14 protein-coding genes and 1 pseudogene are annotated in these 15,251 nt (G+C 60.6%); 7 read left to right on the top strand and 8 right to left on the bottom strand.

All coding sequences use genetic code 11. The annotated features are described in order from the left end of the window. Nucleotides 1–12 precede the first annotated feature (12 nt). Together ABLV64_RS00380 and ABLV64_RS00375 are read left to right on the top strand one after the other, a co-directional pair. A complete protein-coding gene (locus ABLV64_RS00380) occupies nt 13–1,035 on the top strand; it encodes an ABC transporter permease (protein WP_004152946.1) in 1,023 nt (340 codons plus the stop codon). 184 nt (nt 1,036–1,219) lie between these two features. Then, nucleotides 1,220–1,823: pseudogene (locus ABLV64_RS00375) on the top strand (hypothetical protein). A 53-nt stretch (nt 1,824–1,876) separates the two neighbouring features. Here ABLV64_RS00375 and ABLV64_RS00370 read toward each other — a convergent pair. From ABLV64_RS00370 to ABLV64_RS00350, 5 genes are all read right to left on the bottom strand, one after another. After that, complete coding sequence (locus ABLV64_RS00370) at nt 1,877–2,887, bottom strand: LacI family DNA-binding transcriptional regulator (protein WP_017898803.1); 1,011 nt, start codon at nt 2,885–2,887, stop codon at nt 1,877–1,879. Nucleotides 2,888–2,910: 23 nt separating this feature from the next. Next, on the bottom strand, nt 2,911–4,311 hold the full coding sequence (locus ABLV64_RS00365) for a sucrose-6-phosphate hydrolase (protein ID WP_049117075.1): 1,401 nt from the start codon (nt 4,309–4,311) through the stop codon (nt 2,911–2,913). After that, nucleotides 4,311–5,681 (bottom strand): sucrose-specific PTS transporter subunit IIBC, encoded by a 1,371-nt coding sequence (locus ABLV64_RS00360; RefSeq protein ID WP_004202407.1) that lies wholly within the window; start codon nt 5,679–5,681, stop codon nt 4,311–4,313. Before ABLV64_RS00360 ends, ABLV64_RS00365 begins: the two co-directional genes overlap by 1 nt. Nucleotides 5,682–5,785: 104 nt before the next feature. Continuing rightward, a complete protein-coding gene (locus tag ABLV64_RS00355; protein ID WP_004202408.1) occupies nt 5,786–7,303 on the bottom strand; it encodes a carbohydrate porin in 1,518 nt (505 codons plus the stop codon). A 164-nt stretch (nt 7,304–7,467) separates the two neighbouring features. Continuing rightward, on the bottom strand, nt 7,468–8,391 hold the full coding sequence (locus ABLV64_RS00350; protein WP_348843119.1) for an aminoimidazole riboside kinase: 924 nt from the start codon (nt 8,389–8,391) through the stop codon (nt 7,468–7,470). A 238-nt stretch (nt 8,392–8,629) separates the two neighbouring features. Between ABLV64_RS00350 and ABLV64_RS00345 the strand changes: the two genes are divergently transcribed. The 3 genes from ABLV64_RS00345 to ABLV64_RS00335 all read left to right on the top strand — a co-directional run bounded on the left by ABLV64_RS00345 (nt 8,630) and on the right by ABLV64_RS00335 (nt 10,895). After that, nucleotides 8,630–9,271 carry a Crp/Fnr family transcriptional regulator gene (locus ABLV64_RS00345; RefSeq protein WP_072206897.1) on the top strand — a complete coding sequence of 214 codons (642 nt, stop codon included), beginning with the start codon at nt 8,630–8,632 and terminating at the stop codon, nt 9,269–9,271. 137 nt (nt 9,272–9,408) lie between these two features. After that, nucleotides 9,409–9,753, top strand: a complete 345-nt coding sequence (locus ABLV64_RS00340; RefSeq protein ID WP_004202413.1) for a DUF3302 domain-containing protein — start codon at nt 9,409–9,411, stop codon at nt 9,751–9,753. Beyond that, nucleotides 9,753–10,895: an HlyD family secretion protein gene (locus ABLV64_RS00335; protein ID WP_017898797.1), complete on the top strand. Its 1,143-nt coding sequence runs from the start codon at nt 9,753–9,755 to the stop codon at nt 10,893–10,895. Before ABLV64_RS00340 ends, ABLV64_RS00335 begins: the two co-directional genes overlap by 1 nt. Nucleotides 10,896–10,936: 41 nt before the next feature. On the opposite strand, the gene ABLV64_RS00330 is transcribed toward ABLV64_RS00335, so the two are convergent. Genes ABLV64_RS00330 through ABLV64_RS00320 form a run of 3 tightly spaced genes read right to left on the bottom strand, consistent with a single transcriptional unit; the run spans nt 10,937 to nt 13,938 of the window. Beyond that, entirely contained in the window at nt 10,937–11,734 is a 798-nt protein-coding gene (locus tag ABLV64_RS00330) for an ABC transporter ATP-binding protein (protein ID WP_017898796.1), read from the bottom strand. Continuing rightward, on the bottom strand, nt 11,731–12,759 hold the full coding sequence (locus tag ABLV64_RS00325) for an iron ABC transporter permease (RefSeq protein WP_072140534.1): 1,029 nt from the start codon (nt 12,757–12,759) through the stop codon (nt 11,731–11,733). Before ABLV64_RS00325 ends, ABLV64_RS00330 begins: the two co-directional genes overlap by 4 nt. Before the next feature lie 60 nt (nt 12,760–12,819). Further along, the gene (locus ABLV64_RS00320) at nt 12,820–13,938 is read right to left on the bottom strand and encodes an ABC transporter substrate-binding protein (protein WP_017898794.1); all 1,119 of its coding nucleotides are present in this window, start codon (nt 13,936–13,938) and stop codon (nt 12,820–12,822) included. Between the two features lie 269 nt (nt 13,939–14,207). On the opposite strand from ABLV64_RS00320, the gene ABLV64_RS00315 reads away from it, so the two are divergent. Both ABLV64_RS00315 and ABLV64_RS00310 read left to right on the top strand, forming a co-directional pair. Then, nucleotides 14,208–14,597, top strand: a complete 390-nt coding sequence (locus ABLV64_RS00315; protein WP_002892699.1) for a hypothetical protein — start codon at nt 14,208–14,210, stop codon at nt 14,595–14,597. 178 nt (nt 14,598–14,775) lie between these two features. Then, on the top strand, nt 14,776–15,231 hold the full coding sequence (locus ABLV64_RS00310) for an RcnB family protein (protein WP_048294342.1): 456 nt from the start codon (nt 14,776–14,778) through the stop codon (nt 15,229–15,231). The last annotated feature ends 20 nt before the right edge of the window (nt 15,232–15,251 follow it).

Here is a 15,251-nt window from a genome sequence, read left to right as displayed (position 1 = left end):
AGAATGAGTAATATGAAATTAACGGCGGCTCCGGCCAGCGAGGGTTCCTCCTTCTTCGCTAATTTGCGGCATAAAATGCCGAAAGATACCGGCATCTTTGTGGTGATGCTGGTGATTGCCCTGACCTTTGAAATCGCCGGCTGGTATGTTCGCGACCAGTCGTTCCTGCTCAATACCAACCGCCTGGTGCTGATTGTGCTGCAGGTGGCGATCATCGGCATCATCGCCGTCGGCGTCACCCAGGTGATCATCACCACCGGGATTGACCTCTCCTCCGGCTCGGTTATCGCCCTCGCGGCGGTGGTGGCGGCGAGCCTGGCGCAAACCTCCGACAGCCTGTCGCCAATGTTCCCGGCGCTGGTCAACCTGCCGGCGGTGATCCCGATTTGCGCGGGGATCGGCGTCGGCCTGCTGTGTGGGCTGACCAACGGTTTCCTGGTGACGCGAACCGGCATCCCGCCATTTATCGCCACCCTCGGGATGATGGTCTCGGCGCGCGGTCTGGCGCAGTATTACACCCAGGGCAATCCGATAAGCTTCCTCTCCGACAGTTTTACGGCGATAGGCCAGGGGGCGATGCCGGTGATCATCTTCTTCGTGATTGCCGCAGTGTTTCACATTGCGCTGAAGCATACCCGGTATGGCAAATATGTGTATGCCATCGGCGGCAACATGACCTCGGCCAAAGTGTCCGGCATCAACGTGAATAAATACCTGGTGATCGTCTACACCATCGCCGGGGCGCTCTCCGGGCTGGCTGGGGTAGTGCTGGCGGCGCGCGTCAGCAGTGGCCAGTCCAGCATGGGGATGTCCTACGAACTGGACGCGATTGCCGCGGCGGTGATCGGCGGCAGCAGCTTAATGGGCGGGGTGGGGCGCATTACCGGCACCCTGATTGGCGCGATGATCCTTGGCCTGATCAAGAGCGGCTTTACCTTTGTCGGCGTCGATGCCTACGTGCAGGATATTATTAAAGGGATCATTATCGTCGCGGCGGTGACCATCGACATGCGCCGCAACCGGAAAAAACACTAATCTTATCAACTGGCGGCAACGGCGAAGCGCGTCGTTGCCGCCAGCCCTGTCCAGAAATAAACAAAATACGTCCCGCCAGGCGCCGGCTGTCTATTTTTCCCGCGCTGCGCATCCTGTACAGTTTCGCGACTTTTGTTGTCCATTCGCCAGGGGGCCACGCCTTGCCCCCTGTTTCTGGAGTCGTATGAATACACCATCCTTAATCAAATCCTCGCCGCTCTCGCGACCGGGGAGAAGGGGCATTATCGTCAGCCTGCTGGCGGGACTGGCGATCCTGATCCTCAGTCGGGGCGTGAACCTGCCGGCCAGAGAGGTTTACCGTGAGATGCATACCCGGCAGCTGGAGGAGGATGCGCGGTGGGTGGCGGAACGCCTTGAACAGCGGATGAACACCCCCGCTCCGCAGCGGGAAGCGACCTGGCCGCTGGCGGTGATGCGCGCCGATCTGCATACCCTGGCCCGGCAGCGGCATTATCGGCTACTGCTGGTGAATGGCGACGGGCATCTGCTGGCGGCATCGCATGCGCTGCCGGCCAGCGTGCTGGCCCAGGTGCAGGCACAGTTCCCGCGGGAGATGCAGCCGCCGCTGTTCGGCAGCCATTACCAGACCATTCAGCCCTTCGCCCCGCATCAGCGGATGTTAAGCCGGGCGCTGAACGGCAATGCCGGCCTGGCGGGCTGGAATCTCGTGATGCTGGCGCCGGACGGCGGATTGCCCTCGCTGCTGATGGCTTACCGCTGGCAGGTAACAATTGGCCTCGGCGTGGTGCTCGCCAGCGTGCTGCTGACGCTGAGGCAGGCGTCGCGCGCCCGGCGAAAACGCTAATCGCCGCCGGCGCCGTCAGGCATGGCGAAACTGCAGGGTAGCGGGCAGATAGCGCTGGAGCGGCTCCGGCGCCTGGCCGTCGATCAGCTGGCTGAGCAGATCGTAGCAGTGCCAGGCCAGCTGGCGATTATCCTGCTGCACGGTATCAATGCGCAGGGAAAGTGAATCGTACAGATAGTGATCGTCGAAGCTGGCGAGATGAATATTGGAGTCCAACAGATGGTGCTGGCTCATATAGCGCAGGACCCCTTCCAGCAGGCCGCAGGCCGCGGTGAACAGCGCCTTCGGCGGCCGTCCCAGCCGCGCGCAGAGCGCGGCGAACATCTCGTAGCCGGAGCTGGGGTGATAGTTGCCGTTGATCACCCATTCGGGACGCAGCGTAACCCCCGCCTGAGCCAGGCCCTGGGTGAATCCCGCCAGCCGGTCGCGCGAAGGCGATAGCCGCGGCTGGCCGCCGAGAAACCAGAACTCGTCCGCATGCTGAGGGGCGATGCGGGAGATCAGTTCGGCCGTTGGGGTGACCGAGTCAGTCATCACCAGCGGCAGGGCGCTGTCGCTGGGGGAGCGGTCAAACAGCACCACCGGCAGCTGTTCGCTGAGCTTCAGGTAGTCGGCATCGCTGTGCATGCACGAGGCGACGATCAGGCCGTCGACCTGGCGGGCAATCATGTTATTGACCACCACGCTCTCCTGGCCGGGGTTTTCGTCGGTGCAGGAGATAAGCAGCTGCACGCCGGCTTCCCGGCAGAGCGTCTCAAGCTCATGGGAGAAAACGGCAAACCCGTAGTTGGTGATTTCCGGCACCACCAGGCCAATGGTATGGCTGCGGTTATCACGCAGCGAGCGCGCGTGAATGCTCGGCTGATAGTGCTGCTCGCGGGCGATCGCCAGCACGCGCTCGCGCGTCTCCTGCGCCACGCGCAGCTCTTTGCCACGACCGTTGAGTACCAGGCTGGCGGTCGCTTTGGAGACGCCCGCCAGTTCGGCGATATCTTTGATAGTTACGCGTTTGGTTTTCATCAGCACCCGGGAGCCTGAAAGCAAAACGCTTATTCTACCATGCATGGCCGCAGCAGCCAGCGGCAGAATGCCACCGGCGTCGCACCGCTGAAGATGAGCTGCCCCGGATAGCCCGGGAAGAAGCGGCTGCTCATTACCCCTTCGCCATCGTTGATGAAAATTTCCACACTGGAGCGGTCGATAAAGATCTGCAGCCGCCGCGCCTCGCCGCGCCAGTAGCGATGATGCATCTCCGCCGTCTGCAGGCCGCGGCGCGACAGGCGCAGGCCGTCGCGGTTGACGGTGAGCTGCAGGGCGCCGGCAAAATCCAGCCCCAGCGTGCTGTTGGGGGCGATGTCAAAGGCCAGCTCCATCGGGGCGAGGGGCAGGGTCTGCCCGCGCCAGCCCTGGGCTTCCCCACGCAGGGCGGTCAGTTCGCGCAGCGGACGCTGATACAGGGCACCCGACTGCCAGGCCAGTTCGCGCACGCAGGTCATCTGGTGGATCCATCCCTGCGCGCGGGTGGGCTGATGCATCTCTTCCCCGTCCGGGACGCCCATCCAGCCGACCAGCAGGCGGCGGCCATCTTCGGCCAGCATGGTCTGCGGCGCGTAGAACTCAAATCCGCTGTCCAGCTCGTGCAGCGGGCCATGGTCGAAGGCGCCGCGTTCGGCGTCGAAACGGCCTGCCATCCACACCGCAGGATAAGTATTGAGAAAACGCTGTGCTTCGCGGGCCAGCCCCTGCGGGCAGCAGATCAGCAGGTGGGTGTCCGCCAGCGGAAACAGGTCCGGGCACTCCCACATGTAGCCACCGTTCGCCAGGCCGTTAACGTCATGCCCGGCTATCTCGCCCACCAGGCGCCAATCCCGCAGGTCGCTGGCGGTAAACAGCAGCACTTTGCCGCGCTGTTGCACATCCTGCGCCCCGAGGACCATGTACCAGCGCCCGTCCTGGCGCCACACCTTAGGGTCACGTACATGGCCGGTATAGCCTTCCGGCAGCGGCAGTACCGGCCCCAGCTTGCTGAAGGTGCCATCGGCATTTTCCGTCGCCAGGCACTGCCAGGCGGTGCGCCCGCCGTCGGGGAACTTCACGTTGCCGGTGTAGCACAGGGTCAGGGTACCCTCGAACTCGACTGCGCTGCCGGAGTAGCAGCCGTTGCGGTCATACTCTTCATCCGGCATCAGGGCGATAGGTTCATGCCGCCAGTGCAGCAGGTCGGCTGAGCTCCAGTGTCCCCAGCACTTATAGGTGTGGTCGCAGGCGAGCGGATTCCACTGATAAAACAGGTGATAACGCCCGGCGACCTGGCAAAAACCGTTGGGATCGTTCAGCAGTCCGCTGACCGGCGCCAGATGCCATTGCGGGTAATGGTCGTCGGCCAGCGCCTGCGGCTGGCCCTGCATAACGGCCTGCAGGATCGCAGGCAGGCGTGACGGTAATGACATTATTCAGCGTCCGTTTTGTATTTCAGCGTCAGAGAGAGTACGAATGCCACGGCGAAGGCGATCGCCATCCCGATAATGTAGTTCAGCAGCGAGCTGGCCTGCACGATGGCCATTCCCGGGATCGCCGTCAGGCCCACCGCGGTCATGTAGACGTGCATCGACACCACCCAGGCGCCGCCGGCGGCACCGCCCACCAGCGCGGCGATGAACGGTTTCACAAAGCGCAGGTTAATCCCGAAGATCGCCGCCTCGGTGATCCCCAGCATCGCCGAAAACGCCGACGGCAAGGTAATGGCTTTGATTTTGGCATCTTTGGTTTTAAACCACACGGCAAAGCAGGCGCCGCCCTGAGCGACGTTGGCCATCGCCCAGATAGGCAGCAGGAAGTTGACGCCGATCGACGGATTGCCGAGCAGACCCGCCTCAATGGCATGGAAGCTGTGGTGGATACCGGTAATGACGATCACCGAATAGAGGCCGCCGAACAGCAGGCCAGCCAGCCAGCCGGCATGGCTGATAAGCGTGCTGAGGATAAACGAAATGCCGTCGCCGAGCGCGCGGCCGGCCGGGCCGATCAGCAGCAGGGCGATAAAGCCAGAGATAATCACCGTCAGGAACGGCGTGAGGATCAGATCCAGCGCGTCAGGAATAACCCGGCGCAGCCGTTTTTCGACAAGGCTCATAAACCACACCGCCAGCAGCACCGGGAAGACCGTGCCCTGATAGCCGATCATCGCCACTTCGATGCCGAAGAAATTCATGGTGTGGAAGCCGGCGGCGACGCCCCAGGCGTTGGTCAACGCCGGGTGGGTGAGGATCCCGCCTAGGGTCGCGCCCAGATAAGGGTTGCCGCCAAATTCGCGGGCGGCGGTAAAGCCGATCAGGATCGGCAGAATAATAAACGCCGCCGAGCTGCACATATCCAGCATGATATAGATAGCGTTGCCCGGGTCTACCCAGCCGTAGGTTTTCACCATCCCCAGCAGGCCCATCAGCAGGCCGGAGGCGACGATGGCGGGAATAATCGGCACAAAGATGTTGGACAGCAGGCGGGCAATGCGCTGGAACGGGTTCAGCTTTTTCGCCGCCAGGTCGGCGGCTTCGGATTTGCTCGATTCGCTGATGCCCGCCGCCTGGATAAAGGCAGCATAGACTTTATTGACCACCCCGGTGCCGAAGATGATCTGCATCTGTCCGGCATTACGAAAGCAGCCTTTCACGCCGTCGATTTTGCCAATCGCCTGCTGGTCGGCGAGCGCGTCGTCGACCAGCACCAGCCGCAGCCGGGTGGCGCAGTGCGCGGCGCTGGCGATATTTTCCTTGCCGCCCAGCAGGGGAAGCAGTGAGCGGGAAATCTGTTCAAAATCCATAGTACCCTCTGAATGCATGATGATATGGCGTGGGCGGCGCCGGCCATGGCTGGCACCGCGAACCTTATATTTATGTTTTACTTACCCTGTCGCCCGGGTTCACGTCAGAACCAGGTCTCCATTTGCATACCGAACGACCATTCGCCGCCCGATTTGAACCCGTTGCTGCCTAACGCGTCGTCGTTGGCGTAGTTATCCAGCTTTTTGCTCCAGTCCATCCACGATGTATAGAAGCGGATCTCCGGGCGCGAGAAGAAGTCGCCGATGCTGCCGACCTTGAAGGTCGGGGCGAAGGTCAGCTTGTAGAAGCTGCCATTGACCGCATGGCGATCGTTGTAGCCTTCAGGCTGCAGATCCATGTACTGATAGCTGCCCTCCCAGGCGAGGGCGAAGTTCTGCGTCACTTCCTGAATCAGACGCAGGTTGAGAGTGGCCCACTGATAGCTGTCGCCATCGACATAGCGATCTTTACTGCTCTGCGCCAGCACGGCCGGGGCAATAAACCAGCGATCGCTCAGCGGGGTGGTGCCGTAGCTGGCGAAACGCCAGGTGTTGGCCCCCGGACGCAGCGCGCCGTCGGAGCCGATGCCTTTGACCTCGGCGCCCAGGCCGTGACCGTACAGCAGGGCCGTTTTGCTGGTCCCGTCGCGCAGGCCATAGAAGCTCTCATTGTGCAGACCCAGCAGGGCATGAACCCCGGTGTTAGCGGCATCGCCTTTCACCAGATTGCCGTTCGCGTCCTGGCGGTCGTCATTATCTTTCGCCCGCATCCCGCTGACCATCATCTGCACCGGGCCGGCAAAGTTATTCATGCTGACGATATAGTTCTGCACGCTGTTGCTGCTGTCGGCGATATCGCCAAAGTTGCGGCCGTATAACGAGAAGTTGCTGCGCAGGCTGTCGTTCCACTTCACGTCGTAGATCCCGCCGCCGGTCCCGGCGAGGAACACCACATCCGAGTCAATCCAGTGGATATCGAAGTTGTCGCGGTCAAAGCGCTTCCCGGCCCACAGGGTCGAGCCTTTGAACGGACCCTCGAAGGTCGGCAGGTTGCCCAGCTCGACGAACGCCTGGCGCACGTTCAGGTCGCTGCTGCTCGCCGTCCAGTCGTTATAGGTGGTTTGCCCATCGGCCACCATCACTTTGAACCGGGTGGTCGCCCCGTTGTCCAGGGTCTGCTTATGTTCGAGGTTCATTTCCACATAGGTGTCGGCCTGGTTGCCCAGACGACCAATGGCGCCGCCGGTTTCCCCGGCGGGGGTCATATAGGCCCCGGATTTCGTGCTGGCGGCGGAGTCGTTCATGATCACCCCGGAGCGGGCGTAGCCGTGGAACTCAAAGCCGCCGGGCCGTTCGGCTTTTTCTTCCAGTTGGGTGGTGCGTTTGGCCACCTGCTGGGTGGTGGCCTGGGTTTGTTGCTGCTGCTGGGTTAGCTGCTGAACTTTCTGCTCCGCCGAGGCGGCGCGGCTTTCGGCAGTGCTGGCGCGAGTCTCGGCATCCTGCAGACGTTTTTCCAGGGCGGCGAGACGCGCTTCAATGCTGTTCAGGTCTGTCTGCCCATGGGCGGCGGCGGCGCCGGTTAGCAAAGCAATAAGAATGGCTAACTTCCGTTTTTTATACATGTTGGTGACATCCAAAGGTAAATCAGTGAGTGTGCTAACGTTTGCTAAACCGGTTTAGTTAATATGGTAAACATGTCGGTAATGCGGTGAAAATAAAAATTGCTAAACCGGTTTAAGAATTGTGATGTCGCCAGCAAAGTGGGCCGTTAGCCGGCCCAACGGGATCACAGCGAGCGCTGAAGATCGTCCCTGTAGGGCAGGGCGGTCATGGCGCCTTTGGCGGTGGTGGCCAGCGCGCCGCAGGTTTGCGCCAGCGTGAGGTCGGGAGCCAGGGCGGCGAGGTTGTCAGGGATACCATGGGCGGCGAGTCCGGCGAGCAGCCCGGCGACAAAGGCATCGCCGGCGCCGGTAGTATCGACGGCGACCACCGGGCGGGCAGGGAAGTGGCTAACCTGCCCGCGCAGCGCGGCCTGCACCCCCGCTTTGCCCTGGGTCACCAGCAACAGCGTCGGCTGGTAGCGGGCGTTCAGCCGGGCGATGCCGCTGACGATGTCGTCGCTGCCGCTGATAAAAGCCAGCTCCTCTTCCGAGAGTTTTATGGCGTCGGCGAGGGCCAGCGCCCGGTCGAGACAGTCGCGCAGTTCCTGAGGATCCTGCCACAGGTCGCTGCGGATATTGGGGTCGAAGCTGACATAGCCCCCGGCGCGCTTTATCGCCTCCATCGCCGCGAATGCCGTGCTGCGGCTCGGCTCCGCGCTGAGAGCGATAGAGCAAACGTGCAGCCACTGACCGGCGGAAAACGGCGGAAGATCCTCAGGCGCAAGAAACAGGTCGGCGCTCGGGCGGACCATAAAGGTAAAGGTGCGCTCTCCGTGGCGATCGAGATCGACCACCACCGTGGAGGTGCGCTGCGCCGCATCGAGGCGCATATAGTTCACATCCACCTTCTCCTGCGCCAGGGTGTGACGCATAAAGCGGCCGAAGGGATCGTCGCCGACGCGGCCGATAAACCCGCTATCGCCGCCGAGCCGCGCCACGCCGACCGCGACGTTGGCCGGCGCGCCGCCGGGGCATTGCAGCAGGCGGCCCTCTCCGTCGGGCAGGAGATCGACGACCGCATCGCCGAGTACCCAGATTTTACCATTCATAGGACTAGTTCCTCTTAGCTAAACTTTGTTAAACCGTTTTAGCTAATTAAAGCACACCCTGGCAGCAAGCGGAACGATTGGCGGACGAAAGGGCGGGGCGAGGGTGAAAAATGTGAGCCAGGCGGAATATTTCGCCACTCCAGATCTGGACTTTTCCTTCCTGACCCGCTTAGGTATAGTTCCACAGGCCGCGGTTAGCCCCGTCGCGGTGATAAAAGGTGAAGGAGTGCGTAGCGCGATGAACCCCAGTTTTGGCGATATTTACGATCGGTACCAGAAGCTGACGCTGACCACGCACCTGCCGGCGGTGATCGCCTGCAGTGAAACCCTGAGCCTGAGTAAAGACCAGCCGTTTCTGCCGCAGCCGGGCTATCTCTATTTTTTGCTGCAGGGGCAAATGACGCTGGCCTTTGGTGACGAGCAGAACCTGATCGGGATTGTTATCGCGCATATGCCGTTAGGGTTGCTGGAACATTATTGTCCGTCGGTGGCGCTCTATTATCAGTGTCTGGGCGAATGCCAGCTGGCGAAAATATCCGCCAGCGATTTTGAACGGATATTCTTTCATTCGTCGCCGGGCTATATGCAAGAGCTGACCACGATCCTGGCCTATATGGGTATATTTGCCCTTGATGCCCACTATGAACGCGGCAGCCAGACTAGCTTTCAGACTATTAAGTCGATGCTGTCGCGCTATTTATATCGCGGTGAAATCGATGGTGGGCAACATGAAAGTCTGTCGGCATTTATTATTAAACGGACCAATCTCTCGCGCAGCTATGTTTATCAGGTGCTGGCCGCCCTGCGCGAGGGGGGATATATCACGGTGAAAAAAGGCAAACTGATTTCCATCGACCGCCCTATTCCTGAGAAATTCTGATTCAGATTCGTCGGTTCCCCGACATAACGTCGCTAAAACCCGCCCGGGGAAAGCGCTAAGCGCGCGTTTTCTCCCGGCCCTGCTATGCCTGAATCTGGCCGTTTTATTTATTTAACCTTGCACTCTGGAGTTATTTTATGACCCTGGACTATGTGGCGCTGGCGATTCTGATCGCCGTGGCCTTAATACTTTTTTATGGCGTGATTGTTATTCACGATATTCCTTATGAAATCGCCAAAGAGCGGCGCCATCCTCATCAGGATGCGATTCATTATGCCGGCTGGGTCAGCTTATTTACCCTGCATGCCCTGTGGCCCTTGTTGTGGATCTGGGCGACGCTGTGGCGCGAAGACCGCGGATGGGGGATGCGCCGCATCGCCGACGACCAGCAGGTGCTGCATCAGCGTCTGGAAACGGTGGTCCAGCGGCTGGAGCAGGTGCAGCGCGAAGTGGACCTTCTGAAAGCGAAGGAGGCAAAATAATGGAAACGTTAATGTTGCTGACCTACGCCGCGCTATGCATCGTGGTGTTTAAAGTCTTCCGCATCCCGCTCAATAAGTGGACCGTGCCGACGGCGGTGCTCGGCGGTATCGCCCTGATTGGCGCGGTGATCTTCGGGATGAATTACAACTTCCCCTATACCGACGTCGGTAATCAGGTGTTTCGCACCGTACCGATTGTGTCGCAGGTGCGCGGTCGGGTGCAGAGCGTACCGGTGAGGCCTAACCAGAGGCTGCATAAGGGCGATGTGCTGTTTACTCTCGACCCGACGCCGTTCCAGGCAAAGGTGGACGATCTGCAGGCGCAGATTAAAGCGGCCAGCCAGGATGCGCTCTCCCTCAACGCCGCGTTAAGCCAGGCGGAGGCCGAGCTGAGCAGAGCGGTGGCTCAGCGCGACCAGTCGCGGCGGGAGTATGCCCGCTTTCGGGAGGGGCATGCCCAGGGCGCCTTCTCCGATCAAATGGTCGATACCCGTCTGCAGACGTGGAAAGCCGATGAAGCCAGCGTCAGCGCGGCTCAGGCGAAAGTGGTTCAGGCGCGTAACGCGCTGGACTCGGTGGTGAAGGGCAAAAATACCACCGTGGCCTCCCTGCTGGCGCAGCTGCAGAAGGCGCAGTTTCAGCTGGATAACACCGTCGTCCGCGCCCCGGAAGACGGCTATGTCAGCACCGTCGGCTTACGCCCTGGCACCATGTCCACCGCGCTGGGAATGCTGCCGCTGATGACCTTTGTGCCGGTGGAGGGCGACGCCTCGCGGGAGTATGTCGCGGCATTTCGCCAGAACGCCCTGCAGCGTCTGTACAAAGGCGAGCCCGCGGAGCTGATGTTTCCGGCCATCCCGGGCACCGTCTTCCGCGGGGAAGTGGCCGATGTGCTGCCGGCGATTGGCGAGAGTCAGTTTCAGGGCCAGGGCAAACTGCTGACCACGGACGCGCTCAATACCCATGGCCGGGCGCTGGTGGTACTAAAGGTGACCGATCCACGTTTTGCCGAATACGCTCTGCCGCAGGGTGCTACCCTCGAGGCGGCGGTCTACTCAGATCACCTGAAAGAGCTGTCGCTGATCAGGAAGATCCTGATCCGCATGAAGAGCTGGGAAAACTACATCTATCTCGATCACTAAGCTGGCGGGCGCGGGGAGGACCAACCATCCCCGCGCCGCGGTCAGGCCTCGCGGTCCACCAGCCCGTCAATAATCACCTGCCGTACCCCCTGCGAACAGGGTTCAATACGGCCGCGCACGCCATAGACGGCCGCCAGGGTCTCAGGGGTGATGACCGTGGCCGGGGTGCCGTCGCCGAGCAGCTGGCCCGCTTTGAGCATCAGCACGTGGTCGGCGTGACGCAGGGCAATATTGATGTCGTGCACCACCACCAGAGTCACGATGTTGCGCCGCCGGGTCTCCCGGCGCACCAGATCCATCACGTGAAACTGGTAGTTGAGGTCAAGCGCGCTGAGCGGTTCATCGAGTAGTAGCAGGCGCGGCTGGCGAATCAGCGACTGGGCGAGACCCACCAACTGTTTTTGCCCGCCGGAGAGCTGATCGAGGTAGCTCATCGCCAGGTGGGCAATTCCCAGCTGTCGCAGCAACGCCATCACCTCTTCCTGCTGCTGGGCGCTGTGGCGTCCCCCGGCGGCGCGCTGGGCCACGATAATCGACTCCAGCACATGCAGATGCACGCCGGCGGGCAGCGTCTGCGGAAGATAGACCACCTGTTCTGCGCGACGTGAGAACGGCTGCGTCAGCAGATTTTCTCCCTCCAGGCGCAGCTCGCCGCGGCAGGGGCCCAGTCCCGCCATCGCTCGCATTAACGTCGATTTACCGCTGCCGTTTGGCCCCAGCAGCGCAGTGATTTTCCCCCGCGGCAGATGGGGAACCGTCAGGTTCTCGATCACCTTGCGTCTGGGGTAGCCAGCGCTGAAGTGAGACAGCGACAGCCCGGATAACGTCTGGTCGCTCATACTTGCCCCCGGTGACGTAAAATAATGCTCAAAAAGAACGGGACCCCTACCAGGGAAGTGACGATCCCCACCGGAATAATGGCCCCCGGTATCAGGTTCTTCGAGGCGATGGAGGCCAGGGAGAGCACCAGGGCGCCGATCAGCGCGCTGGCGGGCAGGTAAAAGCGATGATCTTCGCCGAAGAGCATCCGCGCAATATGCGGCGCCACCAGGCCGATAAAGCCGATTGGCCCGACAAAGGCCACCGAAAGCGCCGACAGAATGCTGATCCGCAGCAGCGTGGTCAGGCGCAGACGGCGAACGTTAATGCCAAAGCTGATGGCCCGGTCCTCGCCCAGCCTTAGGGCGGTCAGCGCCCACGCGCTGCGCAGCGACAGGGGCATCACCAGCGCCAGGGCGACCAGCAGGATGGCGACTTTGCTCCAGGAGGCGCGGTCGATGCTGCCCATGGTCCAGAACACCAGCCCCTGCAGAGTGTCTTCATTGGCGATGAACTGCAGCATCGAGACCAGGGCGTTAAAGGTAAAGACCAGCGCGATGCCGAACAGAATGACGCCGGAGGTAGCCACCTGGGTCCAGCGGGTAATGCCATCCAGCAGCAGGGCCGCCAGCAGGGCGAAGATAAAGGCGTTGGCCGAGATAAACCACTGGCCGGGAATACCAGGCAGACCAATACCCAGCACAATCGCCAGCGCGGCGCCAAACGCCGCAGCCGAGGAGACGCCCAGGGTAAACGGGCTGGCCAGCGGGTTATTGAGGATGGTCTGCATTTCGGCACCAGCCAGTCCCAGCGCCAGACCGACGATAATCGCCATCACCGCATAGGGTAGGCGGATATCCCAGACGATGGCGCGAATGCCCGGATCGGCGCTGGCCGGATCGGTTAACGTCTGCCACAGGCTCTGCAGCGGCAGTCCGGAAGGGCCGAGCATAAAATCGAACAGCAGTGAAGCGACAATCAACAGCGCCAGCAGCAGCAACAGCAGCAGGCGGCGACGCACGATATGGCGATAATGATCCATCACGCCAGAAGTCCCGGCGGGCAGCTCGTCGAGCACGGAGTCGGAGGTTAAACGCATGCCGGATTACTCGCTCTGCTGCCAGGAAAAGACGAACGGCTGGTCCGGCAGGTCGGTGAAGTGACGCACGATATAATGGTAAGTCTCATCGGGGTTGAGATCGCGGAAGGCCTGCGGATAGATATCTTTCGCCAGATATTCCATGCCGACAATATTCCACGGATGGTTATAGAAGTGGTGATAGACGCCATAGGCCCGCTTTTCCTGCACCGCCGGGATCTGGCTGACCCCCGGTCGCGCCAGCAGCGTCTGCGCCTGGGCTTTCACCGCCTCCGGCTTAACCTCATAGCCGAGGGGCAGCACCTGGCTGTTTCCGCGCTTCGAGCCGGTCATGATCCAGGCGTCGGGCTTCATGCTGATGATTTTCTCCAGCGAGACGAACCCGGAGGCGCCCGGCAGCAGCTGCGAACCGATATTGTTCGCCCCGACCGCCTCCACCAGCCCGCCCCAGCCGCTGTGGCCGTGAGTAAAGCAGCAGGCGTCGCTGTTGCCGGCCAGCGCTTCCACGAAGACGTTGGCCTTCGGCGTGATGGTCGCGGTTTTCTGGCGAATCGACTGCAGCTGCTGACGATAGTAATCGGTAAAGGCTTTGGCCTGGCTCTCGCGGTTGAGGACTTTGCCCAGCAGGTCGATGCTGGGAGCGGTATCTTTCGCCGGGTCGATCTCATAGTCGACAAACAGCACCGGAACGTGCAGGGCGCTGAGCTTGTCGATGACGCCGCTCTCCATCAGCGCTGGCCTGGCGCGCAGCTGGGCGATCATCAGATCCGGCTGGCGGGCGATGACGCTTTCAAGATCGACGTTCCCTTTGTCGCTGAAGCCCATGTCTAGGATCGTAGCCGACTGCGGCCACGTCGTTTTCAGCATCTGCCAGGTGGCAACGTCCTGCTTTTTCGCCAGATTATTCCATGCCACCAGCCGCTTAAACGGATTGTCCCGGTCCAGCAGGGCGAGGGTCATAATGTCGCGGCCATCCTGCAAAATAATACGCTGCGGCTCTTTAGCCAGGGTGACCTGCCGGCCGTCGAGGTCAGTAACCGTCAGAGGATATTGGGTTGCATAGCTGAAGAAGGGAGTCGCGATCAGCGCAGTAAGCAACAGCGATCTTACTGATTTTCTTGCCATAAAATGAGTTCCGTTTGCCAATTTATAAATATAATGATTCTGAGAATTATTCTCGAGTAAACGTCAACGGCAAGTATATCAAGCGCAAATTTCACGAAATGTAACAAACATGTTGGAAATTATGCCAACGCCGACAGGGCGCACAGCGGCAGCATTTTCTGCCATGGTTGCAGGTCGAAGACGTTTTTCAGGCTAATTCCTAATGTCATCCCCGGTTCGTTGTGCCATCCTGAATACGACTCATAACACGACACGTGAGAGAGGATATTATGAAAAAAGCAATGATTGCGTTATCGGCTATTCTGGTTGCGGCTCCGGTTTTTGCTGCGACAACACATGCAACAGATGATACCGTCGCGGCGGCCAATGCCAACGCCAACACCGCTAAAGAGAAGCTGCACCAGGCCCAGCACGAGGGCGAAGAGCAGCAGCTGAAGGCGAAACATGCGGCCGAAGGCAAACAGGATAGCGTCGGCAGCCAGGTGAGCGAAGGCGCGCAGAAGACCTGGAACAAGACCAAAGAAGGGACTGAGAAAGGTTGGGATAAGACCAAAGAGGTCAGCGAAAAAGGCTGGAACGCCACCAAATCCGGCGCAGAAAAGGGCTGGGATAAAACCAAAACCGGCGCTGAAGAGTTAAAAAATAAAGTGACTGAGTAAGTCCTGATATCAGTCTGAATAAAGGTCGCGAGAGCGGCCTTTTTTATTGCTCGTACTCCCCCATAATGCCTTCCCCGACAGCAGAAACCCCAGATGCCAGGAATCGTCCTGGTTAAGCGGATACTCACTCTTTCTTCACATTTTCCCGTTACAAAGAACTTCAATCAGGAGGTGTACGATGAAAAAGATGATTTCTCTGGCGGTAATATTATCCACTGTGCTGAGCGTCCAGGCCTTTGCCGATGGCCCAAACGACGGCCATCGTCCGGGGCAGCCAACGGTGTGGCAGAACGGTTCGGATCATCATGGGCATGCGCCGCAGGGCGGACCTGACGCGCATCGTCAGGGTGACCATGACCAGCGTGGCCCGGATCGTGACGGGCATGACAAGCGCGATCAGGCACGGCATGAGCAGGACCATTTCGCCTGGCGCGGTAACGATTTCCGCAAAGGCCACCCGGCTCCGGCGCCGTTCCGTGGCGATGAGTATCGCGTCCGTGACTGGAGCGACCGCGGCCTGCCGCCCCCGCCGGAGGGCCATCACTGGTCCTATATCGACGGTAACTATGTGCTGATCGCCGCGGCGACCGGGATCATCACCTCGATTCTGGTGAGCGGCGCCCTCGGCCACTAAATGCACGTCTCCCAACGCCG

Origin of the sequence: Klebsiella sp. JB_Kp031 (assembly GCF_040064295.1) — a bacterium.
GTDB classification, from domain to species: Bacteria; Pseudomonadota; Gammaproteobacteria; order Enterobacterales; family Enterobacteriaceae; genus Klebsiella; species Klebsiella quasipneumoniae.
The sequence above is the reverse complement of the archived record's forward strand: the minus strand, read 5'-3'. Positions and strand labels throughout refer to the sequence as shown.